Source organism: Rhodococcus sp. (in: high G+C Gram-positive bacteria), assembly GCF_049299235.1.
GTDB lineage: Bacteria > Actinomycetota > Actinomycetes > Mycobacteriales > Mycobacteriaceae > Rhodococcus.
Genome location: NZ_JBAQXC010000357.1, coordinates 1 through 26,905, shown reverse-complemented (window position 1 = coordinate 26,905; position 26,905 = coordinate 1). Strand labels below are relative to the sequence as shown.

General features: G+C 67.4%; 27 protein-coding genes and 1 pseudogene. 5 read left to right on the top strand and 23 right to left on the bottom strand.

Annotated elements, in window-relative coordinates; genetic code table 11:
• Positions 1–2: 2 nt before the first annotated feature.
• From WAX14_RS22310 to WAX14_RS22300, 3 genes are all read right to left on the bottom strand, one after another.
• Entirely contained in the window at positions 3–821 is an 819-nt protein-coding gene (locus tag WAX14_RS22310; protein WP_422630227.1) for an IclR family transcriptional regulator, read from the bottom strand.
• Positions 822–933: 112 nt separating this feature from the next.
• Positions 934–1,809: an amidohydrolase family protein gene (locus WAX14_RS22305; protein ID WP_422630226.1), complete on the bottom strand. Its 876-nt coding sequence runs from the start codon at positions 1,807–1,809 to the stop codon at positions 934–936.
• An 82-nt stretch (positions 1,810–1,891) separates the two neighbouring features.
• Positions 1,892–2,416 (bottom strand): ribonuclease H family protein, encoded by a 525-nt coding sequence (locus WAX14_RS22300; protein ID WP_422630225.1) that lies wholly within the window; start codon positions 2,414–2,416, stop codon positions 1,892–1,894.
• A gap of 41 nt (positions 2,417–2,457) precedes the next feature.
• Here WAX14_RS22300 and WAX14_RS22295 point away from each other — a divergent pair, with 41 nt between their 5' ends.
• Complete coding sequence (locus WAX14_RS22295; RefSeq protein ID WP_422630224.1) at positions 2,458–3,423, top strand: DNA-3-methyladenine glycosylase family protein; 966 nt, start codon at positions 2,458–2,460, stop codon at positions 3,421–3,423.
• 28 nt (positions 3,424–3,451) lie between these two features.
• Here the strand turns inward: WAX14_RS22295 and WAX14_RS22290 are convergent.
• The 7 genes and pseudogenes from WAX14_RS22290 to WAX14_RS22260 all read right to left on the bottom strand — a co-directional run.
• Positions 3,452–4,165 (bottom strand): annotated as a pseudogene (locus tag WAX14_RS22290) (acyl-CoA dehydrogenase family protein); the annotation flags it as partial.
• Positions 4,166–4,320: 155 nt separating this feature from the next.
• Positions 4,321–5,853 (bottom strand): acyl-CoA synthetase, encoded by a 1,533-nt coding sequence (locus tag WAX14_RS22285; protein WP_422630223.1) that lies wholly within the window; start codon positions 5,851–5,853, stop codon positions 4,321–4,323.
• A 65-nt stretch (positions 5,854–5,918) separates the two neighbouring features.
• Complete coding sequence (locus WAX14_RS22280; protein WP_422630222.1) at positions 5,919–6,704, bottom strand: enoyl-CoA hydratase; 786 nt, start codon at positions 6,702–6,704, stop codon at positions 5,919–5,921.
• Between the two features lie 52 nt (positions 6,705–6,756).
• Complete coding sequence (locus tag WAX14_RS22275) at positions 6,757–7,647, bottom strand: nuclear transport factor 2 family protein (protein WP_422630221.1); 891 nt, start codon at positions 7,645–7,647, stop codon at positions 6,757–6,759.
• A gap of 66 nt (positions 7,648–7,713) precedes the next feature.
• Positions 7,714–8,643 carry an alpha/beta fold hydrolase gene (locus WAX14_RS22270; protein WP_422630220.1) on the bottom strand — a complete coding sequence of 310 codons (930 nt, stop codon included), beginning with the start codon at positions 8,641–8,643 and terminating at the stop codon, positions 7,714–7,716.
• Between the two features lie 77 nt (positions 8,644–8,720).
• Positions 8,721–9,329 carry a pentapeptide repeat-containing protein gene (locus WAX14_RS22265; RefSeq protein WP_422630219.1) on the bottom strand — a complete coding sequence of 203 codons (609 nt, stop codon included), beginning with the start codon at positions 9,327–9,329 and terminating at the stop codon, positions 8,721–8,723.
• A gap of 40 nt (positions 9,330–9,369) precedes the next feature.
• Positions 9,370–10,338 carry an LLM class F420-dependent oxidoreductase gene (locus WAX14_RS22260; protein ID WP_422630218.1) on the bottom strand — a complete coding sequence of 323 codons (969 nt, stop codon included), beginning with the start codon at positions 10,336–10,338 and terminating at the stop codon, positions 9,370–9,372.
• Between the two features lie 41 nt (positions 10,339–10,379).
• Between WAX14_RS22260 and WAX14_RS22255 the strand changes: the two genes are divergently transcribed.
• Entirely contained in the window at positions 10,380–11,108 is a 729-nt protein-coding gene (locus WAX14_RS22255) for an MOSC domain-containing protein (RefSeq protein WP_422630217.1), read from the top strand.
• Positions 11,109–11,151: 43 nt separating this feature from the next.
• Here WAX14_RS22255 and fahA read toward each other — a convergent pair whose 3' ends face one another.
• The 9 genes from fahA to WAX14_RS22210 form a co-directional block, all read right to left on the bottom strand.
• The gene (fahA, locus tag WAX14_RS22250) at positions 11,152–12,327 is read right to left on the bottom strand and encodes a fumarylacetoacetase (RefSeq protein WP_422630216.1); all 1,176 of its coding nucleotides are present in this window, start codon (positions 12,325–12,327) and stop codon (positions 11,152–11,154) included.
• Positions 12,328–12,366: 39 nt separating this feature from the next.
• On the bottom strand, positions 12,367–13,575 hold the full coding sequence (locus tag WAX14_RS22245) for a homogentisate 1,2-dioxygenase (RefSeq protein WP_422630215.1): 1,209 nt from the start codon (positions 13,573–13,575) through the stop codon (positions 12,367–12,369).
• Between the two features lie 132 nt (positions 13,576–13,707).
• Positions 13,708–14,667 carry a permease prefix domain 1-containing protein gene (locus WAX14_RS22240; protein ID WP_422630214.1) on the bottom strand — a complete coding sequence of 320 codons (960 nt, stop codon included), beginning with the start codon at positions 14,665–14,667 and terminating at the stop codon, positions 13,708–13,710.
• Complete coding sequence (locus WAX14_RS22235; RefSeq protein WP_422630213.1) at positions 14,664–15,029, bottom strand: PadR family transcriptional regulator; 366 nt, start codon at positions 15,027–15,029, stop codon at positions 14,664–14,666. Before WAX14_RS22235 ends, WAX14_RS22240 begins: the two co-directional genes overlap by 4 nt.
• Positions 15,030–15,102: 73 nt before the next feature.
• Positions 15,103–16,665, bottom strand: a complete 1,563-nt coding sequence (locus WAX14_RS22230; protein ID WP_422630212.1) for a polyamine aminopropyltransferase — start codon at positions 16,663–16,665, stop codon at positions 15,103–15,105.
• Positions 16,662–17,132, bottom strand: a complete 471-nt coding sequence (locus WAX14_RS22225; protein WP_422630211.1) for a DUF350 domain-containing protein — start codon at positions 17,130–17,132, stop codon at positions 16,662–16,664. The genes WAX14_RS22230 and WAX14_RS22225 overlap by 4 nt, the downstream gene beginning before the upstream one ends.
• Before the next feature lie 32 nt (positions 17,133–17,164).
• Positions 17,165–17,575 carry a DUF4247 domain-containing protein gene (locus WAX14_RS22220; protein WP_422630210.1) on the bottom strand — a complete coding sequence of 137 codons (411 nt, stop codon included), beginning with the start codon at positions 17,573–17,575 and terminating at the stop codon, positions 17,165–17,167.
• On the bottom strand, positions 17,563–18,069 hold the full coding sequence (locus WAX14_RS22215; protein WP_422630209.1) for a DUF2617 family protein: 507 nt from the start codon (positions 18,067–18,069) through the stop codon (positions 17,563–17,565). Before WAX14_RS22215 ends, WAX14_RS22220 begins: the two co-directional genes overlap by 13 nt.
• Positions 18,066–18,653, bottom strand: coding sequence for a DUF4178 domain-containing protein (locus WAX14_RS22210; RefSeq protein WP_422630208.1), 588 nt, complete (start codon positions 18,651–18,653; stop codon positions 18,066–18,068). Before WAX14_RS22210 ends, WAX14_RS22215 begins: the two co-directional genes overlap by 4 nt.
• A 218-nt stretch (positions 18,654–18,871) precedes the next feature.
• On the opposite strand from WAX14_RS22210, the gene WAX14_RS22205 reads away from it, so the two are divergent.
• The 3 genes from WAX14_RS22205 (at position 18,872) to WAX14_RS22195 (ending at position 24,219) form a co-directional block, all read left to right on the top strand.
• Entirely contained in the window at positions 18,872–20,191 is a 1,320-nt protein-coding gene (locus WAX14_RS22205; protein WP_422630207.1) for a YhgE/Pip domain-containing protein, read from the top strand.
• Positions 20,192–20,285: 94 nt separating this feature from the next.
• Complete coding sequence (locus WAX14_RS22200) at positions 20,286–22,517, top strand: MMPL family transporter (RefSeq protein WP_422630206.1); 2,232 nt, start codon at positions 20,286–20,288, stop codon at positions 22,515–22,517.
• A 127-nt stretch (positions 22,518–22,644) separates the two neighbouring features.
• Positions 22,645–24,219, top strand: coding sequence for a bifunctional 3'-5' exonuclease/DNA polymerase (locus tag WAX14_RS22195; protein WP_422630205.1), 1,575 nt, complete (start codon positions 22,645–22,647; stop codon positions 24,217–24,219).
• On the opposite strand, the gene WAX14_RS22190 is transcribed toward WAX14_RS22195, so the two are convergent.
• From WAX14_RS22190 to WAX14_RS22175, 4 genes are read right to left on the bottom strand one after another with little or no spacing between them, the layout of a single operon-like run.
• A complete protein-coding gene (locus WAX14_RS22190) occupies positions 24,171–25,058 on the bottom strand; it encodes a DNA-3-methyladenine glycosylase family protein (RefSeq protein WP_422630204.1) in 888 nt (295 codons plus the stop codon). The genes WAX14_RS22195 and WAX14_RS22190 overlap by 49 nt on opposite strands.
• Positions 25,055–25,642 (bottom strand): methylated-DNA--[protein]-cysteine S-methyltransferase, encoded by a 588-nt coding sequence (locus tag WAX14_RS22185; RefSeq protein WP_422630203.1) that lies wholly within the window; start codon positions 25,640–25,642, stop codon positions 25,055–25,057. Before WAX14_RS22185 ends, WAX14_RS22190 begins: the two co-directional genes overlap by 4 nt.
• On the bottom strand, positions 25,639–26,139 hold the full coding sequence (locus WAX14_RS22180; RefSeq protein ID WP_422630202.1) for an RNA polymerase sigma factor: 501 nt from the start codon (positions 26,137–26,139) through the stop codon (positions 25,639–25,641). The genes WAX14_RS22185 and WAX14_RS22180 overlap by 4 nt, the downstream gene beginning before the upstream one ends.
• Positions 26,126–26,623, bottom strand: a complete 498-nt coding sequence (locus WAX14_RS22175) for a methylated-DNA--[protein]-cysteine S-methyltransferase (protein WP_422630201.1) — start codon at positions 26,621–26,623, stop codon at positions 26,126–26,128. The genes WAX14_RS22180 and WAX14_RS22175 overlap by 14 nt, the downstream gene beginning before the upstream one ends.
• Positions 26,624–26,905 lie beyond the last annotated feature (282 nt).

Sequence of the window (26,905 nt, the reverse complement as noted above, 5' to 3'; positions counted from 1 at the left end):
CGCTACCGGAACCGCGCACGGGGCGGGCTGTCGGGTTCCGTCCCCGGGTACAGCTCGCGTGTGATGTGGTGGGCGGCGGCGGCGACGAGCGGTCCGACACGGTCGAGGCGGATGGCCTCGGTGGTGCCGCACAACGAAATGCCGGCCACCGGACCGTCCGCCGCCCGCACGGCCGCACCGACACACGCGACTCCGGTGACCGACTCACCACTCTCGAACGCCAACCCGCGACGCTTGCGGATGCGGCCGAGTTCGCTGTGCAGGACACCGAGATCGGCGATCGTCCGGTCGGTGCACGCGCTCAGGCCGCCGGCGAACAATCCGTCGACGGATTCGGGTGCCAGCCACGTGAGCATCGCTTTGCCGCCGGCGTTCGCGTGCACCGGCCTGCGACCACCGACCCGGGTCGGCAGCGCCGTCGCCAGCCGTCCGCCGACTTTGTCGAGATAGACGCTGTCTCGCCCGTCGAGCACGGTGAGGTGCGCGACGCAGCCGGTCTGCAGCGCGAGTCGGTGGAGCACCGGAGCGGCCGCCGCGCGGATCCGGTCGTGAGCGGGAGCAACGTTCGTTCCTCGGCTACGCCGACCGGGTCGGTATCCGAGGGGTGCCCGATCGACCCATTCGAGCCGGATGAGCTGGTCGAGGATCCGGTGGACCGTCGATCGAGGTAGGCCGGTGCGCAGCTCCAGGTCCTCCAGGGTCAGTTGGGCGGTGCCGCCGTCGAACGCGTCGAGGATGCGCGTCATCCGCGCGATCATCGATTGCGGTTCGTCCTGCTTCGACATTGTCGACGACCCGACCGGCCGGTCTACGACGGTCACACCCACCTCCGCAGCTTGTGTCTCCCACCACACTGAAATTTATTCTTGCACGGTAGCGGGTGCGGCGACGAATGTGAATAGCGCTCCAGGACACACTCCGAACGACGTCCTGTTACCCGACCCCGAACAGATCGGCGGCATTGTCGTGACAGACCGCACGTAGCCAGGCCGAATCCGGGGCCACTCGTTCGAGAGCCTCGAGTTGGTGCACGTAGCCGTACGGAATGTTGGGGAAATCGCTCCCGAGCAGAATCCGCGAACGCAACTCGTGCAGCCTCGGTAGCGCATCCACCGGAAACGGCGCTCCCTCCTCGACGAAGTCGGTGAACGCCATCGTCGTATCCAGATACACACGCGGGTACGCCTCGGTGAGATCGAGGAACTCTGCGTATTCCGGCATCCCCATGTGCGCGATGATCAACGAAAGGTCGGGAAAACGCCGCAGGAGAGCCGAAATCGGCTCGGGGCCGGTGTATCTCCCCGGCGCCGGGCCGGAACCGCAGTGGATCACCGTCGGTACTCCCGCGTCCGCGAGCAGTCCCCACACCGGGTCGAGCAGCGAGTTGTTCGGGTCGTAGTCGCCGACCTGAACGTGCGATTTGAACACCCGCGCACCGTGGCCGATCGCGTCCGCCACGTAGTGCGCGGCCCCTTCCTCCGGGTAGAACGTGGCGGTGTGCAGACAGTCGGGGATGCGGGCGGCGAACTGCGCGGACCAGGCGTTCAGCCAAGCCGCCATCTCCGGGCGATGCGGATACAGCATCGAGGTGAATCGGGTGACCCCGAACGACCGCAGCGTCGCCACTCGCCGGTCCTCGTCGTGTCGGTAGGTGATCGGCCAAGCACGGCCGACCAGGGGGCCGACCGCGTCGAAGTACTTCCACACCTTGTCCAGAACATTCGCGGGCATGAAGTGGGTGTGCACGTCGATGAGCGCGGGGAGTCCGTGCCGTTGCCGGAATCCCGCGATCCGTTCCGCTTCGTTCATGACGCGACTCTATCGGGACGATGCACCCCAACTCGCCGACCAGCACAGTACGCACCTTGCGTTCCTGCGCGGACCTGCGGTTTCAGAACAAGGTCAGCTCCGGGTCGTCCGTACCGTGCGGCGTGGTTGCCTTTGCTGTCTTCGACACCGGCCCGGACACTTCGATCGGTCCCGGACGGGCCGCAGCTTCCCGCGCGGCGGCACCGGCGAGGGTGTCGGCGACCTCGTTGAAGTGATTGCCGACGTGACCGCGGACCCAACGGAAGCGAACCGGTCCGGACCGCACCCCGATCTCCTGGTCGATGGCCCGCACGAGTTCGACATTCTTCACCGGTGACCCGGTGGAGGTCTTCCAGCCTTTCCGCTTCCAGCCGGGCAGCCATTCCGAGGCGCACTTGATGGCGTACTGCGAATCGGATTCGATGATCATCGGCTCGGAGCCGGGATGAGCACGCAGCGCCTCGAGCAATGCGCGCAGTTCGGCGATCTGGTTCGTTCCGGACCGCTCACCCCCGGACGCACTGGGACCCTCGTGGTTGACCCAGGCCCACCCGATGGCGCCACCGGGATTCCGCAGGCAGGAACCGTCGGTGCTCACGATGATCATGTTGCAGACCATAGCCTTTCCGTCCGACACCGCGGAAACCGATGCGGCATCCGTGCGAGTACGGTGAACCGGTGACCGCATCCGTCGGCGAAGCCACCCCGTTCGACGTTCGAATCGAACTGCCGTGGCCCGTCGACGTCGCACAGACCCTACGCCCGTTGCAGCACGGATCGTATGACCCGTGTCACCGACGCGACGGACACGTCGTCTGGCGCACCTCCAGAATGGGAACCGGCCCGGTCTCGTACCGCATCGAGCAGAACGGCCCTGCGAGTGCCCGCTGCCGTGCGTGGGGTCCCGGCGCCGAGGAACTCGTGGCCGGTCTGCCCGCACTGCTCGGCGCCGACGACGACGCATCCGGGTTCGCACCGGAGCATCCACTGTTGGCCGACGCGCACCGGCGACTGCCGGGCCTGCGCATCCCGCGTACCGGCCGGGTGTTCGAAGCACTCGTGCCTGCGGTCCTCGAGCAGCGCGTGCACGGCATCGCGGCGTTCGCATCGTGGCGCCGCCTGGTGACCCGGTTCGGCGATCCTGCGCCGGGGCCGGCACCGCGCGGCATGGCGGTTCCCCCATCTGCCGACAGGTGGCGACGAGTCCCGTCGTGGGAGTTCCACCAGGCGAACGTCGACCCCGGCCGCGGCCGCACCGTCGTGCGTTGTGCCCAGTTCGGCGACAGCCTCGAACGTCTGGCCGCCGAACCGCCCGAACGGGCGCAGCACGCTCTGCGAACGCTGCCCGGAGTCGGCGTCTGGACTGCCGCGGAGGTCGCGCAGCGCGCGTTCGGTGATGCCGATGCGCTCTCGATCGGCGACTTCCATCTGTCGTCGGTTGTCGGGTGGTCGCTGCTGGGTCGTCCACTCGACGACGCGGGCATGGTCGAGATTCTGGAACCGCTACGGCCACATCGCTATCGGGTGGTCCGGTTGATCGCGGAGACCGGCGGCTACGGGCGGGTCCCCCGGCGGGGGCCCCGCACCGCGATCACCGATCACCGCCACCACTGACTCTCGCAAAGCGACAGTTCCCGCCGAACTACAGGGACCGCGCGATGAGCATCTTCATCACTTCGTTGGCACCGGCGTAGATCCGCTGTACCCGCGCGTCCTCGTACATCCGTGCGATCAGGTATTCGCGCATGTACCCGTAGCCGCCGTGCAACTGGACACAACGATCGACGACCTCACACTGTTTGTCGGTCAGCCAGTATTTGACCATCGCCGCATCCGCCGGGTCGAGTTGCCCCTTCAGATGCTGCTCGATGCAGTGGTCGAGGAAAATCCTGCTGGTGCGTGCGATCGTCCGGCATTCGGCGAGTTCGAACGCGGTGTTCTGAAAATCGAACAGCGTCTGCCCGAACGCCTGCCGCGCCTTGGTGTAGCGCACCGTCTCCTCGACGGCCCGCTGCATCGCCCCGGCCGCCTGTGCGCCGATGATCAGACGCTCCTGCACGAGTTGGGCCATGAGTTGCGCGAAACCCTGCCCTTCGCTGTCACCCAGCAGGTTCGACACGGGAACTCGTACGTCGGTGAACGACAGTTCGGAGGTGTCCGCGCCGTGCTGACCGACCTTGTCGAGCACTCGGCCGACGGCGAATCCGGGGCAGTCACGCAGATCGACGATGAGCAGCGAGATGCCCTTCGATCCGGCCTTCGGATCGGTCTTGGCGACCAGCACGATCACATCGGCCGACGATCCGTTGGTGATGAACGTCTTCGAGCCGTTGATCACGTACTCGTCGCCGTCACGTGCGCCATCACCTCACGTTCGAAGAACTTTCCGGCCAGTTCCGACACTGCGTGGACTTCGTCGTCGTGCCAGGACAGCACATGCTTGTTCACGATGAATTCCCTTGCGTCCCGACGGCCGCGACCGACCGTGCTGTCCGACCGAACGAACTATGTTCACACCGAACGCAGTTCGCGCTTGAGCAGCTTGCCGCTCTGGTTGCGCGGAAGCGTGTCGACGAAGCGGATGATCTTTGGCACCTTGAACGGTGCGAGGCGCTCCTTGACATGCACGATGAGTTCGGACTCGGAGGCCTCGTGGCCGTCTTTGAGCACGACGACGGCGGTGACCGCTTCGATCCACTTCTCGTCGGGCGTACCGATCACCGCGACCTCGGCGACCGCCGGGTGCGTGTACAGCGCGTCCTCGATCTCACGGGAAGCGACGAGAATTCCGCCGGTGTTGATGACGTCCTTGATCCGGTCGACGACGGTGATGTACCCATGTTCGTCGCGGGTGACGAGGTCACCGGAGTGGAACCAGCCGTCGCGGAACGCTTCCGCAGTCGCTTCGGGGTTGTCCCAGTAACCCAGGCACAGTTGTGGCGACCGGTACAGGACCTCGCCCGACTCGCCGTCCGGAACGTCGTTGCCGTCACCGTCGACGACGCGGGTCTCGACGAACAGCACGGCGCGGCCGCACGAGTACGGACGATCGGCGTGTTCGTCGGGGCCGAGCACGCACGCGAGCGGACCGATCTCGGACTGCCCGAAGCAGTTGTAGAAGCCGAGATCCGGGTAGCGTTCACGCAGCCGGTTCAGCACCGTCACCGGCATGATCGACGCGCCGTACTGGGCCTTGCGCAAGGACGACAGATCGCGGATGTCGAGGTCGGGGTGGTTCGCGAGTGGCACCCACACGGTGGGCGCCAGGAACAGCGATCCGATTCGCTCGGATTCGACCAGCCGCAGGATCTCCGGGATATCCGGGGACGGCAGCAGAGTGATCGTCGCGCCGACGGCGAGGTACGGCATGAGGAACACGTGCATGGCCGCCGAGTGGTACAGCGGCATGCAGATCAGTGGGTTGTCGTCGGCGGCGAGGTCGAGGGCGACGATCGACGACGTGTACTCGTGGACGAGCGCGCCGTGAGTCATCATGGCACCCTTGGGCTTCGACGTGGTGCCCGACGTGTAGAGCAGTTGCGCCAGGTCGCCGCCCGATGCTGCGCCGTCGAGGTCGGGTACGTCAGCCGCCGATGCGTCGCGGGCGGACAGGATGGCGAGCAGCGAGTCGTCGGCGTCACGCAGGGGCACGACATGCCCGGCGGGAACGTCGGCCAGCACGGCGTCGAGGTTGGCGCGCAGCGGCGGATCGACGAGCACCGCTTTCGCTCCGGACTGGCCGAGCAGATAGCTCAGTTCGTCACCGCGCAGTGCGTAGTTGATCGGCACGTGCACGAGTCCGGCGCGCGCGGCACCGAGGTAGCCGAGCACGTAGGCGTCGGAGTTGGTGCCGTACCCGGCGACGCGGTCGCCCTGGTCGAGCCCGAGGGACCGCAGGTGGGTCGCGGTGCGGGTGATTGCGTCGTCGAGTTCGCGATAGGTGAAGGTGCGGCCGGAGAAGCGCAGGGCGACACGGTCGGGGTGGCGGGCGGCGGAGCGGCGCAGGACGCCGTCGACGGTGTTCGAGCGCGGATCGGGACTCATGGAAGTCAGGCTATCGGGCGTCCAACCATTGGTCGAGGGTCACTCTCACGCTGCCGAGGCACCGACTATTCGTCCCGCCAGACCGGCGACCGCTTCTCGACGAACGCCGACATTCCCTCCTGCGCATCGCAGATCATCGCGTTCACCGCCATCGTCTCGGCCATCGCGTCGTACGCCTCGTCCTGCGGAAGATCGATCTGCCGGTAGAACGCTTCCTTACCTATCCGCAGGGTCGCTGTCGACGACGACACGATCTTCGCCGCCAACGCTGTCGTCCGGATCTCCAGTTCCTCGGCCGGCACCACAAAATTGACCAGCCCCCAGTCAGCGGCCGTCTCGGCGTCGATCGTGTCGCCGGTCAGCAGCAATTGCAGCGCGCGCTTCCGCCCGACCGCGCGACTCACTGCAACCATCGGCGTCGAACAGAACAGGCCGATCCGCACGCCCGGAGTGCCGAACACCGCATTGTCGGCCGCGACCGCGAGATCACACGCGGCGACGAGTTGGCATCCCGCTGCGACGGCAGGCCCCTGCACCGACGCGATGACCGGCTGCGGGATCGACTGCACGGTCCGCATCATCTCGTTGCACACGTCGAAGATCGCGCGTTCCTCGTCGAGGGTGCGACCGATCATCTCCCGCAGATCGTGCCCCGCCGAGAACACCGGACCGTCCGCCCGGATCACGATGACCCGACTGTCCGCGGCCAACGCCCGCAAACCCAGGATCACCTCCCGCATCGTGTTCACGGAGAGCGGATTGCGCTGCCGCGGACGATTCAGCGTGAGGACGCCGATTCCGCTGGTGTCGTCGACGGCGATGAGCACGGGCGCGGAGGTTGTCTCGGTCATGGCTCCACCCTGCCCGACGTGCCCGGCGGGCACCACCACAACGGTCCGCGTGTCACCGCGACTGCAGCACGCGGGCATCGCCGACGGCATGGCGCACGTCGAACAGCAGGTCGACGACCCGCCAGCCGGCGTCGGTTCGGCGCAACGTGTGCCGATAGACGCCGAAGCACTCGTACGGCTCGAGCGAGGCCCGATCCCCCGCGCCGAAATGGCACACCCGCGCCTTGCACGTCGACGAGGCGGCGTCACCGTCTACCTCGACAACATGATTTCCGAACAAGTGCTGTGACGGACCGCAGCCGTCGAGGTGCGATCGGATCAACGCGACGATCGCGGGCCTGCCGGTCACCGGCGTCGCACCCGGACTGCCGTAGCGGGCTACCGCGTCGGCGGTGAAGAAGTCGTCGAGCAGCACCCAGTCCCGGTCGTCGAGGGCATCGGAATACCGGTTGACCACGGCGGCGATGTCCGCACGGTCGGCGGGGCGGCTGCGCGTGGTGCCGTATAGATGTTCACCGAGGTTCCCTGCCGCATCGAACAGCGAGTAGTCGCGAAATGCGAAGCGCCACTGCCCGTTCACTCGTTCGAACTCGTCGAGGTAGCGGCCGGACGCAATCACCTGCAGGGGCAGGTCCGCTGTCGCCTGCAACACGGTGTAGTAGGACCGGCAGAGTGCCCGCCCGGCGGCAGCGTCGACGTCGAGCAACGGGTTCGCGACGACATGTTTGGTGCGGGGTTTGCCGCACGGATGAATCTTCACCCGTGTGCGCCACAGCGCGGCCAGTTCCGCACAGTCGACCACTTCGCGGTCGCCGCCGATACGCACTCGTGCATGCGCGAACAGCGACGCCGCATCCTCGAATCTGCCTGCGTCCATGTGCTCGGCATAGCGATACAGCAGGTTTGTGATCGCAGTGGTGGCGGTGCTCGGCTCCGGCGTCATCGCAACACGCTCGCACCACACCGGCAGACCGGGCAATACGTTGTTTCGGTGAGCGGACCGCGCCCTTCAGACCGCACTGCGTTGCAGGAGCTCGTCGCACCCGTGGAGTGCGGTCAGCAGCCGGCCCAGTGCGGACGCGACCTGATCCGGGCATTCGGTGAGGACCCGATGTCCCGCCCCCACGATCCGCACGAACTCGGCGTGCGGCAGCAGTGCGATGATCGATTCCGAGTGCGCGATGGGGATGTACCGGTCCGCGGTTCCCGCTGCGACAACGACCGGCACGCCCGCGAGAGTGACCAGCGCCGCGGATTCGTCGAGGATCGCGAACGCGGCGAGGAGACGCGACCACGACACCGCCGATGTGGCGCTCGACAGTGCCAGCCCCGCCATCCGCAGCCACGAATCGTCGCCTCGTCCACGGGCCAGGAGCGAGCAGACCCGCCCGCCGGCCCGTTTCGATATCTCCATTGCACGGGGTGCCCGGGACACGGCCCTGTGCAGCATCGAGACGCCCGGGTGCCGCAGGTAGCGGCCGATGCCGGAGTCGGCGAGTCCGGATGCGGCGGTCGCGATGAGCACCACCCCGGCGATCCGTGTCCCGATCGTGTTCGGGTGCAGCCGTGCGTATGCCATAGCCACCATGCCGCCCATCGAATACCCGGCGAGCACGATCGGTCCGGCGGGTACCAGTGCGCGCAGCACCGCGTCGAGATCGGCGGCGAGCCCGTCGAGTGTCATCGAGGTGGCGTCACCCGATCCGGAACGACCGTGTCCCCGTTGGTCGTATCGCACGATGCGGACATCGGGTCGGACCACGCGGACACAGATGTCGTCCCAGCAGCCGGCCTCCTGGCAGTGGCCGTGGACCAGAACAACGGTGAGTGTGGCGTCCGGCGGACCTTCGATTGTCGTCGCCAGCGGCACCCCGTCGTCGGCGACCACGGTGACATGTGAGATCCCGCTACGGGCGGATTCGTTCGGTTGTTCGGACATGGGCACTCCTGCGATGCGGTCTGCCCGAGTATTCGTCTGCCGGACGAATGCCGTTAACCTCTGTCACCGAATCGTGATCACTGCTCGACGATCAACCCGTGCGCGGTGGCCATCGCGACCGCCTGCGTGAGGTCGATCGTGGCGCCCTCGAGTTTCGCCGACGTCCACAACGCCGCAACGACGTGTGCGCCGCGCAGGTCGGCGCCGTCGAGTCGTAGGCCGACGGTCCGTGCGCCCGTCAGGTCGACGTCGCGCAGGGTCGTGCCCCGCAGGTCCGCCTCGACGAGGTTCGCCTCCCGTAGCCGGCAGCCGGTGAAGTCGACGCCTTGCAGGTCGGCCCGACCGAGGGAGGCGAGCGTCAGATCCACCTCGTCGAACACCACCGGACGCATCCGGCATTGCTCGAACGTCGACCCGAGCAGGCTTGATCCATGAAATTCGCTGTTCCACAATGTTGTTCGGGTGAACGTGCACGACCGGAATGCGGTGACCGCGTGCCGGGAGCCGGACAGGTCCGCGCCGGTGAAGTCGCAGTCGGTGAACACCACGTGGTTGGTTCTCAGTCCGCTGAGATCAGCGTCGCGGAACGTGCAGCCGGTGTAGGTACGGTGCACCCACTCCTGACCGTCCAGTCGCGCATCCGAGAAGTCCTCACCCACGACGTCCATCGAGCCTTCGGTATTCATCGAGTCTTCGCGATCCATCGTCTCGTCTGCACTCGTCTCGTCAACGCGGTGCCAGCGCGCGGATCGCATCCGCGGGATCGCCGGAGGCCAGCAGTGCGATCGCCGGCGTCGTCACCCCGGCGTCCTGATACCGCTCGATGTGTTCGCGGCACGCATCCGGATGTCCGTGCAGCACGAGTGCGTCGACGACACTGTCGGGAATCGCGTCGACCGCACCCTTGCGGTCGCCGGCTGCCCACAATCGCCACATGCCCGCGAATTCGTCCGTCCTGCCGAGGAACTCGTGGAACGCGCGATAGACCGGGACGTTCATATAGGACGCGATCATGCGGCGGCCGAGCGCGCGTGCGGTGTCGGTATCGACGCCGTGCAGGACGAAGACGCGGGCGACGATCTCCTTGCCGTCGCCACCCTCGTGTACGTACGGGGCGACGGTGCGCACGTCGTCGGCGGAGAGCCAGTTGACGATCGCACCGTCGGCTTCCTTCCCTGCCAGCCGGAGCATGCCCGGGCGCAACGCGGCGAGCAGAACCGGCGGCGCGGGGTCGGCGACGAGTCCCGGGCGGAACCCGTCGACGCTGAACGTGTCGTACGCGCGACTCACCTTCTCGCCCGCGAGGGCGGACTTCAGGAATCGGACCGTGTCGCGGGCACGTTTGAAGGGTTCGTCGAACGCGATACCGTTCCATTTCTCGACGATCACATCGGACGAGGTGCCCACACCGAGGACGAACCGGCCGGGTGCGGCGGACGCGAGCGACGCCGCGGACATCGCGAGGGTCGCCGGGCCGCGGGTGTAGACGGGCACGATCGCGGTGCCCAGGCGCAGGCTCGGCGCCCACACACTGGCCAGCGCGAGCGGGGTGAACGCGTCGGCGACGCTCGACTCCGAGGACCACACATCCGTGTAGCCGAGGTCCGGAAGTTCCTCGATGAGGCGCCGTTGGTCCGCCAACGGAATCCCGTCGAGGGGAACGGTGAGACCCCAGCGTCGTGTGGTGTGAGTCATGGTGGCCACCCTATCGCCCGACCGCCGTACTCTGGTTCTCCGTGCAGATCAGAGAACTGTGGCGGTATCCGGTCAAGTCGTTCGGCGGCGAACCGGTCCGAACCGCGACGATCGAAGCGGACGGTCTGCGCGGCGACCACCTGTGGGCTGTCGTGGACGCCGAATCGGGAACGGTCGCCACGGCGAAGCGGTTCCGCCGTTTCGGCCTGCTCCTGACCTGCCGAGCACGTCTGCTCGACGACACCGATCTCCGCGACCGGGCCGCCCTCGAACTGACGTTTCCGGGCGGCACCGTCGTCCACGGTGACGACGACCGTGTCGACTCGTTGTTGTCGGACCTGACCGGACGCGAGGTGCGACTCGAAGCACGCGACCGCACCTACGACGAGGCGCATCTGCATCTGATCTCGACGTCGGCTGTCGAATCGCTCGGGACCGGCGACCCCGTCGAGTCGACGGTGCGACGCTTCCGGCCACAGATCGTGGTGGGCACCGCCGGTTGGTCCGGGTTCGTCGAGGACGGCTGGCTCGGGCGGCCCGTCGCACTCGGCGCCGCGGTGATCACCCCGACGGCACGCACCGCCCGGTGTGTGATGGTCACGCTCGACCATCAAGAAATTCCCGCACGGCGCGACATGCTACGAACGGTGACGACCCGCAATCTCGTCCCGAATGTTCCCGACGCGAAACCCGCGCCGTGCATCGGAATCTACGCGGGCGTGGTCACGTCCGGTGCGGTCGCCGTCGGCGACACGGTCGCCGTGCGCTGACGCGCCCGTGTGCCTTTGTGGCTGCTGGAGGGGCCACAAGTACTCACGACCCCATTATCCTTCCGCGAACCTCCCCGAAGCCGATGCGGCTGCCGTTCGGCCCCGGCGCGGTCGCCGACATCACGATCTCGTCGCCGTCCTCGAGGTAGGTGCGGAGTTCGCCCCCGATCCTGACGGGTTCGGCACCGCCCCAAGTGAGTTCGATGAACGCGCCACGCTGGTCCTTCTCTCGACCCGAGATGGCGCCGGACCCGAACAGGTCACCGGTGCGAGTCGCCGCGCCGTTCACCGCGATGTGCGCGAGCATCTGTGCCGGTGACCAGTACATCTGCGCATAGGGTGGACGGCTCACGATATGCCCGTTCCATTCGATCGCGAGATCGATGTCCAGACCCCACTTCTCGCCGCCCCGCAGATACGGCAGCGGCTCGGGAACCTGCACGGGGGTGTCGATTCGGGCGGCATCGAGCGCGGCGAGCGGCACCACCCACGGGGAGATCGATGTCGCGAAGGACTTTCCGAGGTTCGGGCCGAGCGGCACATACTCCCAGGCTTGAATGTCACGTGCCGACCAGTCGTTGAGGATGACCAACCCGAAGCAATGCTCGGCGAAATCGTCGGGCTTGATCTGCGATCCCATCGGGGAGCCGACGCCGACGACGAAACCGATCTCGGCTTCGATGTCGAGGCGGGTAGACGGCCCGAAGACCGGAGCCGAATCGTTCGGGTCCTTACGCTGACCGGAGGGGCGCACGATGTCGACCCCTGAGGGAACGACCGTCGACGACCGTCCATGATAGGCGACCGGCATGTGCTTCCAGTTCGGCATCAGCGGGTCCGGGTTCTGCGGGCGGAACAACCTCCCGAGGTTCGTGGCGTGAACTTCGGATGCGTAGAAGTCGACGTAGTCGGCGACCTCGATCGGCAGGTGCAGGGTCACCTCCCCGATGTCGAACACCGCGTCGGCGGCGACCTCACCGACCACATATTCCTTTATGGCGGAACGGACTTCGCTCCATCGTCGACGTCCCTGCGCCATGAACGCGTTGAGGGAAGGCTCGACGAACACGACGTCGTCCTCGAAGACTCGGCTCAGGTCGAGTACGGTGTCGCCGACGCGGACGCCCACTCGCGGTTCGGTGCCCTCGGTGGAGAAGATGCCGTAAGGCAGGTTGTCGAGACTGAAGAGCGACCCTTCCGGGATGTCGATGCCGGTCATGCGAGTGATCCTTCGGTTATCGGAGGAGTCCGAGCGCCGTCACCGGGCGGCACCTCGATGTCGGTTCCAACTCCCTGCGTATGTGGGGTTGTCGCACGCGCGCGCACCCTCACCGAGCGCGAGCGGGCGGAACGTGTCGACCATGACGGCGAGTTCGTCGACGTAGTCGACGCCGATACTGCGCTCGTACGCACCGGGCTGCGGGCCGTGTGTATGCCCACCCGGATGGATCGACACGGAACCTTGTCCGATCCCGGATCCTGTGCGTGCCTCGTAGTTTCCACCGCAATAGAACATGATTTCGTCCGAGTCGACGTTCGAGTGGTAATACGGCACCGGGATCGACAGCGGATGGTAGTCCACCTTTCGCGGAACGAAATTACAGACGACGAAACCGTGTCCCTCGAACACCTGGTGCGAAGGCGGCGGCTGATGCACGCGACCGGTGAGGGGTTCGAAGTCGTGGATCGAGAGTGTGTACGGGTAGAGGCAGCCGTCCCAGCCGACCACGTCGAACGGGTGTGTGGGCACCACGTGACGTGTGCCGACGATGCCGTGCGACGTTCGGTGCTTGACGAGCACTTCGACCTCGGCCTCGGGGGCGGCGACCTCGACGAGCGCAGACGGGCCGTTCACGTCGCGCTCGCAGAACGGAGCGTTCTCGAGGAACTGGCCGAACCGGGACAGATAGCGCTTCGGTGGCACGATGTGACTGCTGGCCTCGATGACGTAGGCGCGCAGCGGTTCATCGCCGGCGGGGATCCAGCAGTGCGTCGTCGACCTCGGTAGCAGCACGTAGTCGCCGGGTGCCGCTTCGAGCGTTCCGAATACGGTTTCGATTGTGGCGGTGCCGGATTCGATGTACACCAACTCGTCTCCGACGACGTTGCGATACAGCGGCGACTCTTTCGCCGACGCCACGTACGAGATGCGCACGTCGGCGTTGCCGAGGATCATACGCCGCCCCGTGACGACATCGGTGTCGACCCAGGCGTCTTCGGGAAACAGGTCGTGCAATGTCAGGTGCCGAGGCTTCAACGGGTGGTTCGGCGTCGTCGTCTGGTTCGGTGGCTCCCACACCGTCGCGTCGACAATCGCCGACGGAATGTGCCGATGATAGAGCAGTGACGAGTCGGACGAGAAGCCTTCCTCGCCCATCAGTTCCTCGTAGTAGAGGTTGCCGCCGCCGTCGCGGTGCTGGGTGTGACGCTTCGGCGGGACATGACCGAACTTCCGATAGAACGCCATGGAGTTCAACTCCTCGCAGGTCACTCGGACGACCCAGATCGTCGCACTCCCGATGGTAGTCGGGCACCGATTCACCGGAGGTCGAACGAACCCGGTGGTCGAACGAGCCCGGGGGTCGAACGAGCCCGGCGTCTACCTACCGCGAGGCACCGCATTCCGCAGTGCCTTCACCCAGCCCTCGCCGATTTCCCACGCGGCAACCAGTGTGACAACGACGACGACGGTCGACGAGACCGCGGTCTCGGCGGCGGGCAGGTTCCCGAAGGCCGCGGTGAGATAGTCGGGGTTGACCAGTTCGCGGTCGGTCGCCAGTGCGATGAGCGGGATCGCAAACAGCAGGTTGAGTGCGGTGTTGATCGCGGCCAGCGGAATCGTCCATCCGCCGATCGCGTACCGGACGACTTCGAGGACGGCACTGAGCACCAGCAGGCCGAGCAGCACCGGAATCCAGAACGACCAGAGGTCGGGTGCGATGATCGGGATCGCCGATCCGTCGGCTGTGTGGAACCCGGAGTGGCTGCGCTGCAGGACCACGAACGCGAACACGAAGATGTAGAAGGCAACCGTGATGACGGTGTCCGCCAACGATACTCGCCGTGGTTCGTCGTCTTCCGGCAGTCGTTCGGGTGTCCACGCTCCGGTGGGGTTCCGGGTGGAACCGCCGGTGCGTTCGAGGACCGCGAAGACGAGGGTCGTCCAGAATGCGATGTGCAGGGCGACCGTGGCCGACGTCCAGATCCCCGATCCGATTGCCGAGATCGGCGAGGCGCCGTCGACGGTGTCGAGGACGAATACGACAAGTCCGGGAAATGGAGCGATCCACAGCAGGACCGACAGGAGCCGCCGCCAGTCCAGGTAGAGATTCGGGCCGATCAGGTGCAGCGTCCTGCCGGAGTAGTCTGCGGCGAGACGTGCAGGATCGCCGAGTTCGGTCAGCACGGCCTCTTCTGCCCGGGCCGGATCGACCCCGGAGTCGACCTGCGCGTCGATTGCGTCGGTGATCGACGCGCGCAGCTCGCGGTCGATGTCGCCGCGCTTGTCCGTGGGGATGCCGCGCAAGGTCGTGGCAACGTAACGATCGGTGAGTGTCATGGCGCATCTCCTTCGGTGCGGGCTTCGGTGGTTCCGTGGCCGAGAGCGTCGAGGCTGCCACTCAAGGCCGTCCATTCCCGCAGCAGCGACGCGGCGAGTTCTCGGCCCGCGTCGGACGTTCGATAGAACTTGCGTGGACGTGATTCGTCGGTGTTCCACTCGCTGAGGAGCAGTCCCTGCTTCTCGAGTCGCCGGAGCAGCGGATACAGCGTGTTCGCCTCGACGGGGAAGCCCGCGGCGGCCAGAGCTTCGAGTAGTCCGTAGCCGTAACCGGGCGTGCGCAGCATCAGCAGGCTGGCAACCACGACGGATCCACGACGCACTTCCTGTTCGTGGACGGCGACAATCTCGGGGTCGAGCATAATCAACACTATAGTGTGTGTCACACACTATTACAACAGGCACAGGTTCATCGGAATCCCACCGAGGACGGCGTCAGCGTTCGTAGCCGCGCCGCATGTCGTCGACGATTCGCGGTCGGTCCAGGGTCGACGGCTCGAGGATTCGCCGCTCCCGGTCCAGCGGAAACACCGCCGCCGCAGCAAGTGTGGCCGGATCGAGAAAGCGCCTCGGCGGTGCAGCAGGCGCCAGCGCGAGCTGCGGTGGCCCACCCGGCTGCGCGAGGGCGTAACCCCAGTCTCCGAAACTCGGCACGTACACGTGGTACGGCGTGACACCCAAGCCCGCCGCCTCGACGCTCGCCACCGTTCGCCAGAACGCGTCCGGCGTCGCATAGGGACTGCCCGACTGCACGACGAGCAGGCCGCCCGGATTCAGCACCGCAGCAGTCAGCCCGTAGAACTCCGCCGAATAGAGCCTGCCCAGTGCCGGGGTGTCCGGGTCGGGCAGATCCACGATCACCGAGTCGAAGCCGCCACCGGTGTGCTCACGCAACCAGCGAAATGCGTCGTCGAGCACGAGTGTGACCCGGTCGTCCTGCAATGCACCGCCGTTGAGGTCCCGCAGCCGGGTATTCGCCAGATCGACGACCGCCGGATCCAACTCGATCTGCACGACCTCGCGAACGGTATCGTGGCGCAGCACCTCACGCGCCGCGAATCCGTCACCACCACCGAGGATCAGCACCCGCTCCGGATTCCGCGCCAACGCCGGATACACCAGCGCTTCGGTGTACCGGTGCTCGTCGCGGCTCGAGAACTGCAGGTCACCATCGAGGTACAACCGCACGTCGCCGGCACGATCGGTCACGACGATCTCCTGGTACTGCGACCGCTGCGCGAACACCACCGGATCCGGATACAACCGCTGCCGCGACGTCGTTTCGATATCGGCGGCGCGGATCAGCAGCAAGCCCAGCAGCGCCGCCGCGAGCAGCAACGTGACGACCGCCAACGCCCGTGCCGCCGGCCGCAACTGCGTGCGCAGCAGCAGCAGCGCCGCGACCGCGGCTGCGCACAGGTTCACCATTCCGGTCAGGGCCGCACCGCGGATCAGCCCGGCCATCGGCAGCAGCACCAGCGGCCACATCAATCCGCCGATCAACGCACCCGCGTAGTCGGCCGCATTGAGATTCGCCAGTACCTTGCCGGTTTCGCGGGCATCGGAGTCCCGGCCGGTTTGCAGCAACGTCATCAGCAGCGGCACCTCGGCGCCGACGAGCATGCCGATCGCTGCGGTCGCGCCGACGAGTACCCACGTCGACGAACCGACGAACGTGAACGCAACGTACAGCGCAGCCGCACTGAACCCGCCGACCAGCCCGAGCAACACCTCCACACCGACGAACGCGGGCGCCGCATACGACAGCAGCGGTTTGGCGAGCAACGCACCGACACCGAGCGCAGCGACGAAACCCGCGACGATCAGCGATGTTTCGGTGATACCACCGCCGGTCAGACTCACCGACAGGGTGAGTAGCGCCAACTCGTAGACCAGACCGCACGCGGCGCACGCCGCGACCGCGGCGAGCAACACCACCCGCGCGTGGCGGCCGAGCGGACGCGCCTCGGTGGCGGGTTCCGCCGCGAGCGACGTCACGAGAGCGCAGCGGCGTTGACCAGTCCGACGGAGACAAGTGTGACTGCGACCGCCCATGCCGCGCCGCACATCCGCGGTTCCGTCACGAGCGCGACGAGCCGCCCGGGCAGCACCCGGTTCATGATCAGCAGAGCCACTGCCTGCAGGACGATCCCGACGAGACCGTAGACGGCCGAATCGACCAGTCCCTGGGCGAATCCGTCGGCGCTGGTGAGGATCGCGGTGACCACGATGATCGCGAGCGCCAGATGGTTCGCGCCGAGCAGCAGGGCCGCGTTCGGGTTGCGATCCACATACACCTGGTGCCGCAGGTTTCCCGGAGTCAACGCGTCGAGCATCGCGAAGCCTGCTGCCAGCACACCGATTCCGACGATGAAATAGGCGAGGGTCGCGAGGACACCACCGACCAGCAGGGTCGGGTCGACCGTGCCGATCTCGGTGACCGCGGCGAGCGATGTTGTGGTCATGTTGTCAGCTCCCGAATAGAGGTGTGGTGCCGTCATTTCGCGCCCCCCGATCCCCCCGAGATATTCCCGGCCGCCGGTGAACCCGGGGTGAATCCCGGTCCCAGATAGGCGTATCCGCCGCTGCTGTACCGGCCACCGATATCCTCGACGGTGACGGCGCTTCCACCCCCGGCGGCCGACCCGACGGTGACGATGTCGTCGTCGTATCGCAGGTACTCACGACCACCGTCCGCACTTCGCGCCGCAGGCTCCCGCTCGTCGACGATCCGGGACACCGTGGTGCCCACCGGATCCGGACTGTAGTACGTAGTCACACCACCGGTGCGGTCGCGCAGTTCGTAGGTGTCGGAGAGCCAATCCCGAACCGGTGCACCACAACCGGCGGCGAACAGTACCGCTGCACCGAGTGCGACCGCAGCGACCGCGCGTTTCACGGCAGCCACCGACCCTCCGTTTCCACGATCACCGATTCGTCCCCCGACGGATACAGATGCCAGGTGCGCCAATGCCAATGCCCGCCGGAGGCGGTCGCGGTCAGAGCGGTGAGCGCGTCGCGGTCGGTGGGAAAAGCGGCACACAGCCAACCGGACGTGTCTGCGGCCCGATCCCGGAGCAACCCGGCACGGTCGCTCAGCACCCGGCGGGTGACCGTCGTGGTGCGGCTGACGAAGTGGTAGCCGTGCCGGTGTTCGACATCGGGCAGCGGCAGACCGCCCGCGGCGATCGCATCACACGAGACCTGCTCGGTGAAGGTGCGGCCGCGTGCGGTCGCGGTGACGACGTGTGAGGCACCGAGCACCCCGAGGGTCAGCACACCGGCCACGGGATCGGTCAGGTCCAGTGTCACGAGCGGCTGCGGCACCGGAGCGTCGACGACGAGACCGAGCCGGCCTGCGGACACGTCCCTGGACTCGACGTCGAGCACGTGCACGCTCACTGTGCCGGTCCGGCGTGGATGACACCGAGTTCCACGCGGGTAACTGCGCGTCCGGTCGACACCTCCCAGGACGAGGTCCGCGCCCACCGTTCGAAGGCGAGCAGTCCGGTGCGGTCGGCGGTCGCGTAGTCGGCGTAGTCGACGGTGCCGGTAGGGGCGGTACCGGTTGTTCCTTCCGCGGTGAACCGCGCGGTGCCACGTTCGATCTGCCGGTACACACGATCGTCGAGGATGACGTCGCCGCCCGGTTCCAGGCCGGTTCCTTCACGACGCATCCACAGTGCCATTTCGAGCTCGCCCTCGTCGTTCTCGACGGTGAGCCAGCGGCGTCCGGTAGAGCCGTCGAGCAGGTGTTCGTACCAGCGGTAGCCCTCCTCGTCGAGGGTGATGGTGCCGCGCACCACGTGGTCGATGCCCGCGTAGGAGATGATGTCGCCAACCCCGATGGCATACGGGTCCCACACTTCCGGGTAGTCGGCGAGTGGATCGGTCCGCGCCGTCGGCGTGGACCTGCGGCCCCGGATCACGACGACGGCCGCCACGACGACAACCACGATCAGAACAACAATCAGAATCTCGGTCACTGGTGCACTCCCCTCGGTACGTCGCGCCCGACCCTACCGGCGTCGAGTGAGACGTCTCGCGTCGCGGTTGCGCCGTGGTTCTCGACACCCGAAGCTCACCGAACGCCTACATTCGGGGCGTTCGCGTGCACAATCTATGGGCCGGACCATCGGCCCGGTACACGTGGACGAAAGACCTCGCCGCACGCTGTTCGCCGCCCACGCACCGGAAGGCCGGTATGAGCCCCACCGAGAACATCGTCGATCCGCATCACGGCACACTACGCAGTCCTCGTTTCTGGCTCGGGCCGATCGTCGTGGTGACCGCGCTGATGGCGGCGCTCGCCTACCTGTATCTCGGCAGCATGATCAGCCCGGCCGACAATCTGCGGAAATTCCCGATGGCGATCGTCAATCAGGACGTCGGGGACGTGATGCCCGGTTCCGACGTCCGCCGGAACATCGGCGACGAGATCACCGCCGGGATCCTCGACGGCATCGACCCCGAGCGCATCGACCTGCAGCAGATGGGCATCTCGGCGATGTACTCGGGGCTGGACAGCGGCAGCCTGTACGGCGCGATCGTCATCCCCAGCGATTTCACGAAACGCACGGCGATCCTCGCGCAGGGCAGCGTCGTGCCCGGTGACATCGAGAGACCGATCATCACGGTCTACACCAATCCGCGGACCGGCACGTTCGGCGCGAACATCACCCAGACCATCGCCGATCAGGCGATGACCACGGTCAATACTACGATCGGTGAACAACTCACCCGCACGGTGGAAGACACGCTCGCGTCGTCCGCCCCGGATCTTCAATTGTCCGGGGGAGCCCGGATCACTCTGGCCGATCCCATCGATGTGCGTCTTGTGGCACACAAACCCCTTCCCGACAACACCGGCGCAGGCCTGTCGGCGTTCTATTTCACGCTGTTGTTGATTCTCGCCGGGTTCACCGGCGGCATGATCGTCAACACGATGGTCGACCAGTCGCTCGGCTTCCTCCCCGCCGAATACGGTCCGCGGTTCATCGCCCGCGAAACCACCCACCTGTCACGGATGCGGGTGCTGCTCGTCAAGTGGGGAATCATGTTCGTCGTCGCGATGCTCGCTTCGGCCGTGTATCTGGCGATCGGCACCGCTCTGGGGATGCCGTTCACACGGGCACTGCTGATGTGGGAGTACGGCACTCTGGCGATCACCGCCGTCGGGGTGACGGCACTGGCTGTCGTGTCGATCTTCGGCCAGGCCGGTTTGCTCGTGAACCTGCTGTTGTTCATCGTTCTCGGCTTGCCCTCGTCCGGTGGCACGGTGCCGATCGAGGCGATGCCACCGCTGTTCGAGTGGCTGGCGACATTCGAACCGATGCACCAGATGTACATGGCGACCCGCGCGATCCTCTACTTCGACGGACGCGGCGATGCCGGGCTGACACACGGCCTGATCATGACGTTGCTCGGCTTGGGGATCGGATTGGTACTCGGCGCGGTGATCACGATGATCTACGACAAGCGTGGCTTCCACCGTCGCCGCGACGCCGCCCCGGTGACCGTGTAGAAGCCCCACCGCCGTGTAGAAGCACTGCCCCCGTCCGCCCCACCGTGCTGTACTGGTTCGACGCGTCCACCGACCGGACGATCCAGGAGGCCCGATGGCCGAATCGGTATCGGCGGAAACCCGGAGTGACGGCGAACCGATCCCGCCGCCACGCCGACGCCTGCCGATCGTCGCGATCGTCACGCTCGCGATCGTCGCGTTCTTCGCCGGCGGGATCGGCGGGTCGTTCCAGGCGAAGCTCACCGAGGTCCAGAAGAACGACAACGCCTCGTTCCTGTCGCGCACCGCGGAATCGACGCTGGTCGCGAACGAGTCCGAACAGTTCGTGCCCGTCCAGTCCCTTCCCGGTGTCGTGGTGTTCCATCGCGGTAGCGGTCTTACCGACGCGGACCGCGCGACCGTCGAGTCGGCGCGCACCGCGATCACCGGTGTGGCGGGTGTCGACATCCAGGGCATGACCGCGACCGAGTTCTCGGACGACGGCACCACCGCCGCGGTGTTCGTGCCGCTGCTCGTCAGCCGTGACGGCACCGACGTCACCGGCGATCAACTCGTCACCACCGAAGAGTTGGTGCTCGACGCCGCGCGCACCGCCACCGCGGGCACCGGACTCGCGGTGTATCCGGCCGGAGTCGGTGGACTGCTCACCGCGTTCATCGGCGCCTTCGAAGGCATCGACAGTTCGCTGCTGCTCACGGCGCTCGCGGTGGTCGTGCTGATCCTGCTCGTCGTGTACCGATCGCCCGTGCTGTGGGTGTTCCCGCTGCTGTCGGCGCTGCTGGCACTGGGCTCGGCATCGATGATCGTGTACTTCCTCGCGGACGCCGACATCCTCACCCTCAACGGGCAGAGCCAGGGCATCCTGTTCGTCCTCGTGATCGGTGCGGGCACCGACTACGCGCTGCTGCTGGTGTCGCGGTACCGCGAAGAGTTGCACACCTACCCGAACCGGTTCGACGCGATGATCCGGGCCTGGCGGGAGTCGGTCGGGGCGATCACCGCGTCGGCGGCGACCGTGACGGTGGCGCTGCTGTGCCTGATGTTCTCCGAACTCAACTCCAACAAGGGTCTCGGACCCGTCGCGGCGATCGGTATCGCCTGCACCTACGTGGTGATGATGACGTTTCTGCCCGTCTCGCTCGCCGTTGCGGGACGGTGGGTGTTCTGGCCTCGCAGACCGAGACCCGACCGGGCAGTGGATCTCGCCACCCACGGAACGTGGAGCCGGATCGCGGCGTGGGTGGGCAGGCACGACCGCCCGGCGTGGATCGGAACCACCGCCGTGCTGATCGTGTTGTGTGCCGCAGGCATCGGCAGCCTGCACACCGACGGGCTCACCACCACCGAGAGTTTCACGACGACACCGGACGCGGTGACCGGCCAGGAGTTCTACACCGAGAAGTTCGCCCCCGGTGCCGGTGCACCCGCCGTGGTCACCGCGAACGCCGACGCCGCCGACGCGGTGACCACGGCGATCTCCGGTGTCGAGGGCATTGCGACCGGTCCGGGCGCGGTGTGCCCGCAGATCGACTACGCGAAGGCACGGGCGTTGCTCGCGGCGAATCCGGGGCTCGCGACCGCACCGGCGCAGGGGTGCGCACCACCGGCTCTGACGGTCGCGCCGGTCGACGGCCGCACCATGATCAACGCCGAACTCGCCGACTCCTACGATTCGCCCGCCGCCCTGGCCACGATCGAGCGGTTGCGCGACGCAGTGCACGCGGTGCCTGGGGCCGACGCGAGGGTCGGTGGGAACACGGCGGCAACGCTGGACGTGCAGCAGTCGTCGGTGCGCGACCGGAACCTCATCATCCCGATCGTGTTGGCCGTCATCTTCGTGGTGCTGGCGGTGCTGCTGCGATCGCTGCTCGCGCCGGTGTTGCTCATTGCAACGGTGGTGTTGTCGTTCGCGGCGACCCTCGGGGTGAGCGGATTCTTCTTCACGCAGGTGTTCGGGTTGGCCGGTGCCGATCCGGCGTTCCCGTTGTTCGCGTTCGTGTTTCTGGTGGCGCTGGGCATCGACTACAACATCTTCCTGATGACGCGGGTCAGGGAGGAAGCCGGACGGCACGGCACGCGGGCCGGGGTGCTGCGCGGCCTGGCCGTGACCGGAGGTGTCATCACGTCCGCAGGCGTGGTGCTGGCGGCCACGTTCTCGGTGCTCGGCGTCCTTCCGCTGGTGTTCCTCGCCGAGATCGGTTTCGCGGTGGCGTTCGGGGTGCTGCTCGACACCATCGTGGTGCGCAGCATCCTCGTTCCGGCGCTGGCCCACGACATCGGCCGAACGATCTGGTGGCCGTCGGCGCTCGCACGGGGACGGCCGTAGCCTGATACATCGAAAGGCGCTCGGCCACCGGACAGCCGAACACGAAATTCCGCGCGGTTGCCTCCGCAATACGCGGGTACGGAGGTAGTCGGCGCGGGGTGTCGGATGGTACGCGCACACTGGACCGATGCGAAAGGTCCTGGTCCCCGATGCCGCATCCGGTGGCGCAAGCGTCGTCGCCGTCGATGGTGACGGCCGCCCACTCGACGCGGCGACACACCATCGCGATATCACCGAGGCCGTGCGCGCCGCCGAATCCGCGGACCGGCCACGATGGATCTGGTCGAACACCGCCACCGTGTATCCGCTGCTGTTGCGCGCCGGGGTGCGGGTGCAGCGCTGCCACGACCTGGCGACCACCCGCGCGATCCTCGGCATGCGCGCAGGCCGGCCGCCCGCACCGGCCGACGAACAGTTCGACGCGCGACCCGGTTTGTTCGACGCGGGACCCGCCATCGGCCCGGAGGCCGTGATCGCAGAATTCGCCGAGCAACGCCGGGCACTGACGGGCGACAGCAGACTCGAACTGCTGGTTGCGGCCGAATCGGCGGGCACGCTCGCGGCCACCGAGATGGGCTTCGACGGCCTGCCGTTCTCCGCCGACGCCCACCGGCGACTGCTCGAGAAAACCTTGGGGCCGCGCCCGGCCGGTTACGACCTGCCGGTACGGATCGCGGAGTTGAACGGGCGGATCGGCGAGGCGTTCGGGCGCCGGATCAACCCGGCCTCGCCCACCGAGGTGATCGACGCGTTCCGGCGGGCCGGAATCGAGCTGACGTCGACCCGCAAATGGGTGCTGCGGGAGGTCGAGCATCCCGCAGTGCCGTTGCTGCTGCACCACCGCGACCTGTCGAAACTGTTCAGTACCAACGGCTGGCATTGGCTCGACACGTGGGTACGCGGCTCACGGTTCCGGCCCGTGTACGTGCCGGGTGCGGTGGTGTCCGGACGGTGGGCCAGCCGCGGTGGCGGCGCACTGCAAATCCCGAAGTCGTTGCGTTCCAGCGTTGTCGCCGACCCCGGGTACACGTTCGTGATCGCCGACGCCGGGCAGCTCGAACCCCGCATCCTCGCCGCGGTGTCGGGTGATCGGCAGATGGTCGCGGCGGCCGGCGCCGACGACCTGTACGCGCCCGTCGCGGCGGACGTGTTCGGCGGCGACCGCGGCAAGGCGAAGGTCGCGATCCTCGCGGTGCTGTACGGCGGAACCTCGGGGGACGCCCGCCCACTGTTGCCGCTGCTGCGCAGTCGGTTTCCGGTTGCGGTCGACTACGTGGAGCGGGCCGCCCGCGCCGGTGAACGCGGCGAGGTGGTGCATTCGTGGCTGGGCCGGGCGTGCCCACCACCGGACGACGGTTTCCACGACCGCGGCGATACCCGGGCACGCGGCCGGTTCACCCGCAATTTCGTCGTGCAGGCCACCGCCGCCGAGTGGGCGCTGTGTGTGCTGGCAGAACTGCGCCGCCGCCTTCTGACGGACCCGGACCGCACCGTCGGCGAACTGGTGTTTTTCCAGCACGACGAGGTGGTGGTGCACACCCGCCACCCGGAGGCGGCTGCAGCGCACCTCGAGGCGTCGGTCGCGGCGGCCACTCGATTGTTGTTCGGCGACACCGCCGTCCGGTTCCCGATGAAGGTCGAGGTGCGGACCAGCTACGCCGAGGACGACGCACCGGATTCGGACGGCGGTGACACCGAATAGACCGCTTCGGTCCACAAGTGTGTCGCCGCGTAGGCCCGCCACGGACTCCACGGTGCCGCACGGGCCTCGGCGTCACGAGACGTCGCGACGCCGAGCGCACGCCGCAACACCAGATCACCCGACGGGTAGGCGTCGCGATCGCCGAGCGCACGCACCGCGAGGTAGTCGACGGTCCACGGCCCGATGCCCGGCAACGCCAATAGTTCGGTGCGGAACTCCGGCACCGCCGGGCTCAGCCCGTCGGCAGCGGCACGCGCCAGCACCTGCACGGTCCGGGCACGCGTCCGGGTCAGCCCCACCGCGGCACGCAACTCGTCGGAATCGACGCCGGAGAGACTGTGCGGCAACGGGAAACATGTCAATCCGTGCGGTGCCGGATCACCGTAGGCAGCGACGAGCCGCGCCGCGAATGTGCAGCCGGCCGCGACACTGACCTGCTGGCCGATCACCGTCTGTACCGCGGTGTCGAACCAGTGCGGAGAACCGAGCACCCGCAACCCGGGCCGCGCGGCCACCAGCGGCGCGAGCAGCGGATCAGTGCTCAGAGCGGTGTCGACGGCGATCGGGTCGACGTCGAGATCCAGCCAGCGACGCACCGCCTGTTCGAGTGCGGGTACGTCGTCGCGGTGCGCGGCGTCGATGCTCGCCCGCACGGTCGGGGTGTCGTCGAGCGTGACGGTCACGACGGCCGGGCCGCGCCCCCCGCGCACGGCCCTCGTGTGGCTGCCGAGGCTCGCGTCGTGTCGTTCGAGTCCGGGCACGGTGTGGCCGCGCAGCGATGCGAGCAGCGAGGTCGCCGCGAACGGTTCAGCCACCGGAAGGTCGACGAGGAAGCTCATGCCGACGCCTCGAGGCGCAGCAGTGTGCGTTTGGCGTCGACCCCGCCGGCGTACTGTCCGATACCGCCGTCGCTGCGCACCACCCGGTGGCACGGAACGATCACCGGCAGCGGGTTCTTCGCACACGCGGTGCCGACCGCCCGGACCGCGCGGGGGCTACCCGACGCCGCTGCGACGTCCGCGTAGCTGGCGGTGTGCCCGTAGCCGATCTCCGGCAGGTGCACGATGACCTCGCGGCGGAAACCGGTGGCGAGCCGCAGATCGAGCGGCAGGTCGAAGGTGCGGCGGCGACCGTGGAAATACTCGTCGAGTTGTCGGGTCGCGGTGTCGAGTCGTGCGGGTGCTTCGAGGATGCGGGGGCTGATGCGGGTGGCGAGGTCGTCGAGGATGTCGTCGTGGCCCTCCACGGCGAACGCGACGCGCACAATGCCTGCGTCGGTGGCGGCGACGAGCAGCGATCCGACGGGCGAGTCGACGACACGATAGGCGAGGTCGAGCAGGCCGGCGGCATGCGCTTCGACGACGAGCCGGGTATGCAGCCACGCGAGATCGGTCGTGGATGCCTCAGGGCGGGGAGGAGTCATCGCCGGGCTCCTGTCTCGAGCTGATAGTGGCGGCGCAGCGCGGCCCGTCCGTCCGCCGCGGCGCGACGGGCCGCGTCGGTGCTGTTCCCGAGGATCACCGCGATCTCCGCGTAGGGCAGTCCCGCGATGTGGTGGTAGACGACGGCGGCGCGTTGTGTGAACGGCAATGCGGCAACCGCCTGCCACAGTTCGTCGTCGCCGGCACCCGGGACGCCGGTGGCGGTGGGCCGGTCCGGGAGTGTCTCGGTGGGCACCGGGATGCGGGCACGCGCGCGGTGCACGTCGATGGCTTTGCGGTGCGCGATGGTAACCAGCCACGCCTCGACGTTGCTGCCCGGATTCAGATCCGGATAGGCCCGCAATGCCGCAAGGAACGTCTCGGACCAAGCGTCGTCCGCGTCGACCGGCCCGAGCAACGCGCGGCACACCCGCCGCACCGTGGCACCGTGCGTCGCGACCACCCGTTCGAAGGGCAGTATCCGGTCAGGCCGGGGCATGGAGGGTCCGGGATTCGCGGTCGAGGAGGAATCGTTTGCGGTCGAGTCCGCCCGCGTAGCCGGTGAGGGTGCCGTCGCTGCCGATGACGCGGTGGCACGGCACCACGATGCTCACCGGGTTCCGGCCGTTGGCCGCCGCGACCGCTCGGATCGCCGTCGGCCGGCCGATCGCGGTCGCGAGTTCCGTGTACGTGCGCGTGGTGCCGTAGTCGATCGCCCGCAGTTCAGCCCAGACGCTGCGCTGGAATTCCGTCCCGGCGAGTGCGAGCGGAACGGTGAACTCGGTGCGGACGCCGTCGAAGTACTCGTCTAGTTCCTCACGGATCTGCTCGAAGCCGCGCGCGGCGTGCGGCCCGAAGGTCGCCGGGTCGGGCCGGTGCCGGTGCTCGGCGAGGTAGAGACCCGACAGTGTTCCGTCGGTGGTTACCAGGGTCAGATCGCCGATCGGCGAGTCGATCACGGTGTGTGTTCGCACTGCGTTCACGATGTCGATCCTTCCATGCGGGGCCGGGGGTCGTATCCGGTAGACGCTGGGGAGTTCGCAAACGTGAGATCGACTCGGATGGGCAGACCCAGGGCACCGTCGGGCACGATGGTCCGGTGATCTCTCTACCTGCCGTGCCGCTGTTGTCCTCTGTCGTCGATGCGACTCGCACAGCGCTGGATCGCACGGTCGAGACAGCGGTGTTCGCGGTGTCCGTGCCGGGGCGGGTCGCGGCACTGCTCGATGCCGCCGAGACGCTTGTCGCCCGCGTGGACGTGGTGG

Coding starts and splice junctions, on each gene's coding strand:
- WAX14_RS22305 (WP_422630226.1), bottom strand. CDS start 1,809: ATGAACGAAGCGGAACGGATCGCGGGATTCCGGCAACGGCACGGACTC.
- WAX14_RS22300 (WP_422630225.1), bottom strand. CDS start 2,416: ATGATCATCGTGAGCACCGACGGTTCCTGCCTGCGGAATCCCGGTGGC.
- WAX14_RS22295 (WP_422630224.1), top strand. CDS start 2,458: ATGCGGCATCCGTGCGAGTACGGTGAACCGGTGACCGCATCCGTCGGC.
- WAX14_RS22285 (WP_422630223.1), bottom strand. CDS start 5,853: ATGAGTCCCGATCCGCGCTCGAACACCGTCGACGGCGTCCTGCGCCGC.
- WAX14_RS22280 (WP_422630222.1), bottom strand. CDS start 6,704: ATGACCGAGACAACCTCCGCGCCCGTGCTCATCGCCGTCGACGACACC.
- WAX14_RS22275 (WP_422630221.1), bottom strand. CDS start 7,647: ATGACGCCGGAGCCGAGCACCGCCACCACTGCGATCACAAACCTGCTG.
- WAX14_RS22270 (WP_422630220.1), bottom strand. CDS start 8,643: ATGTCCGAACAACCGAACGAATCCGCCCGTAGCGGGATCTCACATGTC.
- WAX14_RS22265 (WP_422630219.1), bottom strand. CDS start 9,329: ATGAATACCGAAGGCTCGATGGACGTCGTGGGTGAGGACTTCTCGGAT.
- WAX14_RS22260 (WP_422630218.1), bottom strand. CDS start 10,338: ATGACTCACACCACACGACGCTGGGGTCTCACCGTTCCCCTCGACGGG.
- fahA (WP_422630216.1), bottom strand. CDS start 12,327: ATGACCGGCATCGACATCCCGGAAGGGTCGCTCTTCAGTCTCGACAAC.
- WAX14_RS22245 (WP_422630215.1), bottom strand. CDS start 13,575: ATGGCGTTCTATCGGAAGTTCGGTCATGTCCCGCCGAAGCGTCACACC.
- WAX14_RS22240 (WP_422630214.1), bottom strand. CDS start 14,667: ATGACACTCACCGATCGTTACGTTGCCACGACCTTGCGCGGCATCCCC.
- WAX14_RS22235 (WP_422630213.1), bottom strand. CDS start 15,029: ATGCTCGACCCCGAGATTGTCGCCGTCCACGAACAGGAAGTGCGTCGT.
- WAX14_RS22225 (WP_422630211.1), bottom strand. CDS start 17,132: ATGACCACAACATCGCTCGCCGCGGTCACCGAGATCGGCACGGTCGAC.
- WAX14_RS22205 (WP_422630207.1), top strand. CDS start 18,872: ATGAGCCCCACCGAGAACATCGTCGATCCGCATCACGGCACACTACGC.
- WAX14_RS22200 (WP_422630206.1), top strand. CDS start 20,286: ATGGCCGAATCGGTATCGGCGGAAACCCGGAGTGACGGCGAACCGATC.
- WAX14_RS22195 (WP_422630205.1), top strand. CDS start 22,645: ATGCGAAAGGTCCTGGTCCCCGATGCCGCATCCGGTGGCGCAAGCGTC.
- WAX14_RS22190 (WP_422630204.1), bottom strand. CDS start 25,058: ATGAGCTTCCTCGTCGACCTTCCGGTGGCTGAACCGTTCGCGGCGACC.
- WAX14_RS22185 (WP_422630203.1), bottom strand. CDS start 25,642: ATGACTCCTCCCCGCCCTGAGGCATCCACGACCGATCTCGCGTGGCTG.
- WAX14_RS22180 (WP_422630202.1), bottom strand. CDS start 26,139: ATGCCCCGGCCTGACCGGATACTGCCCTTCGAACGGGTGGTCGCGACG.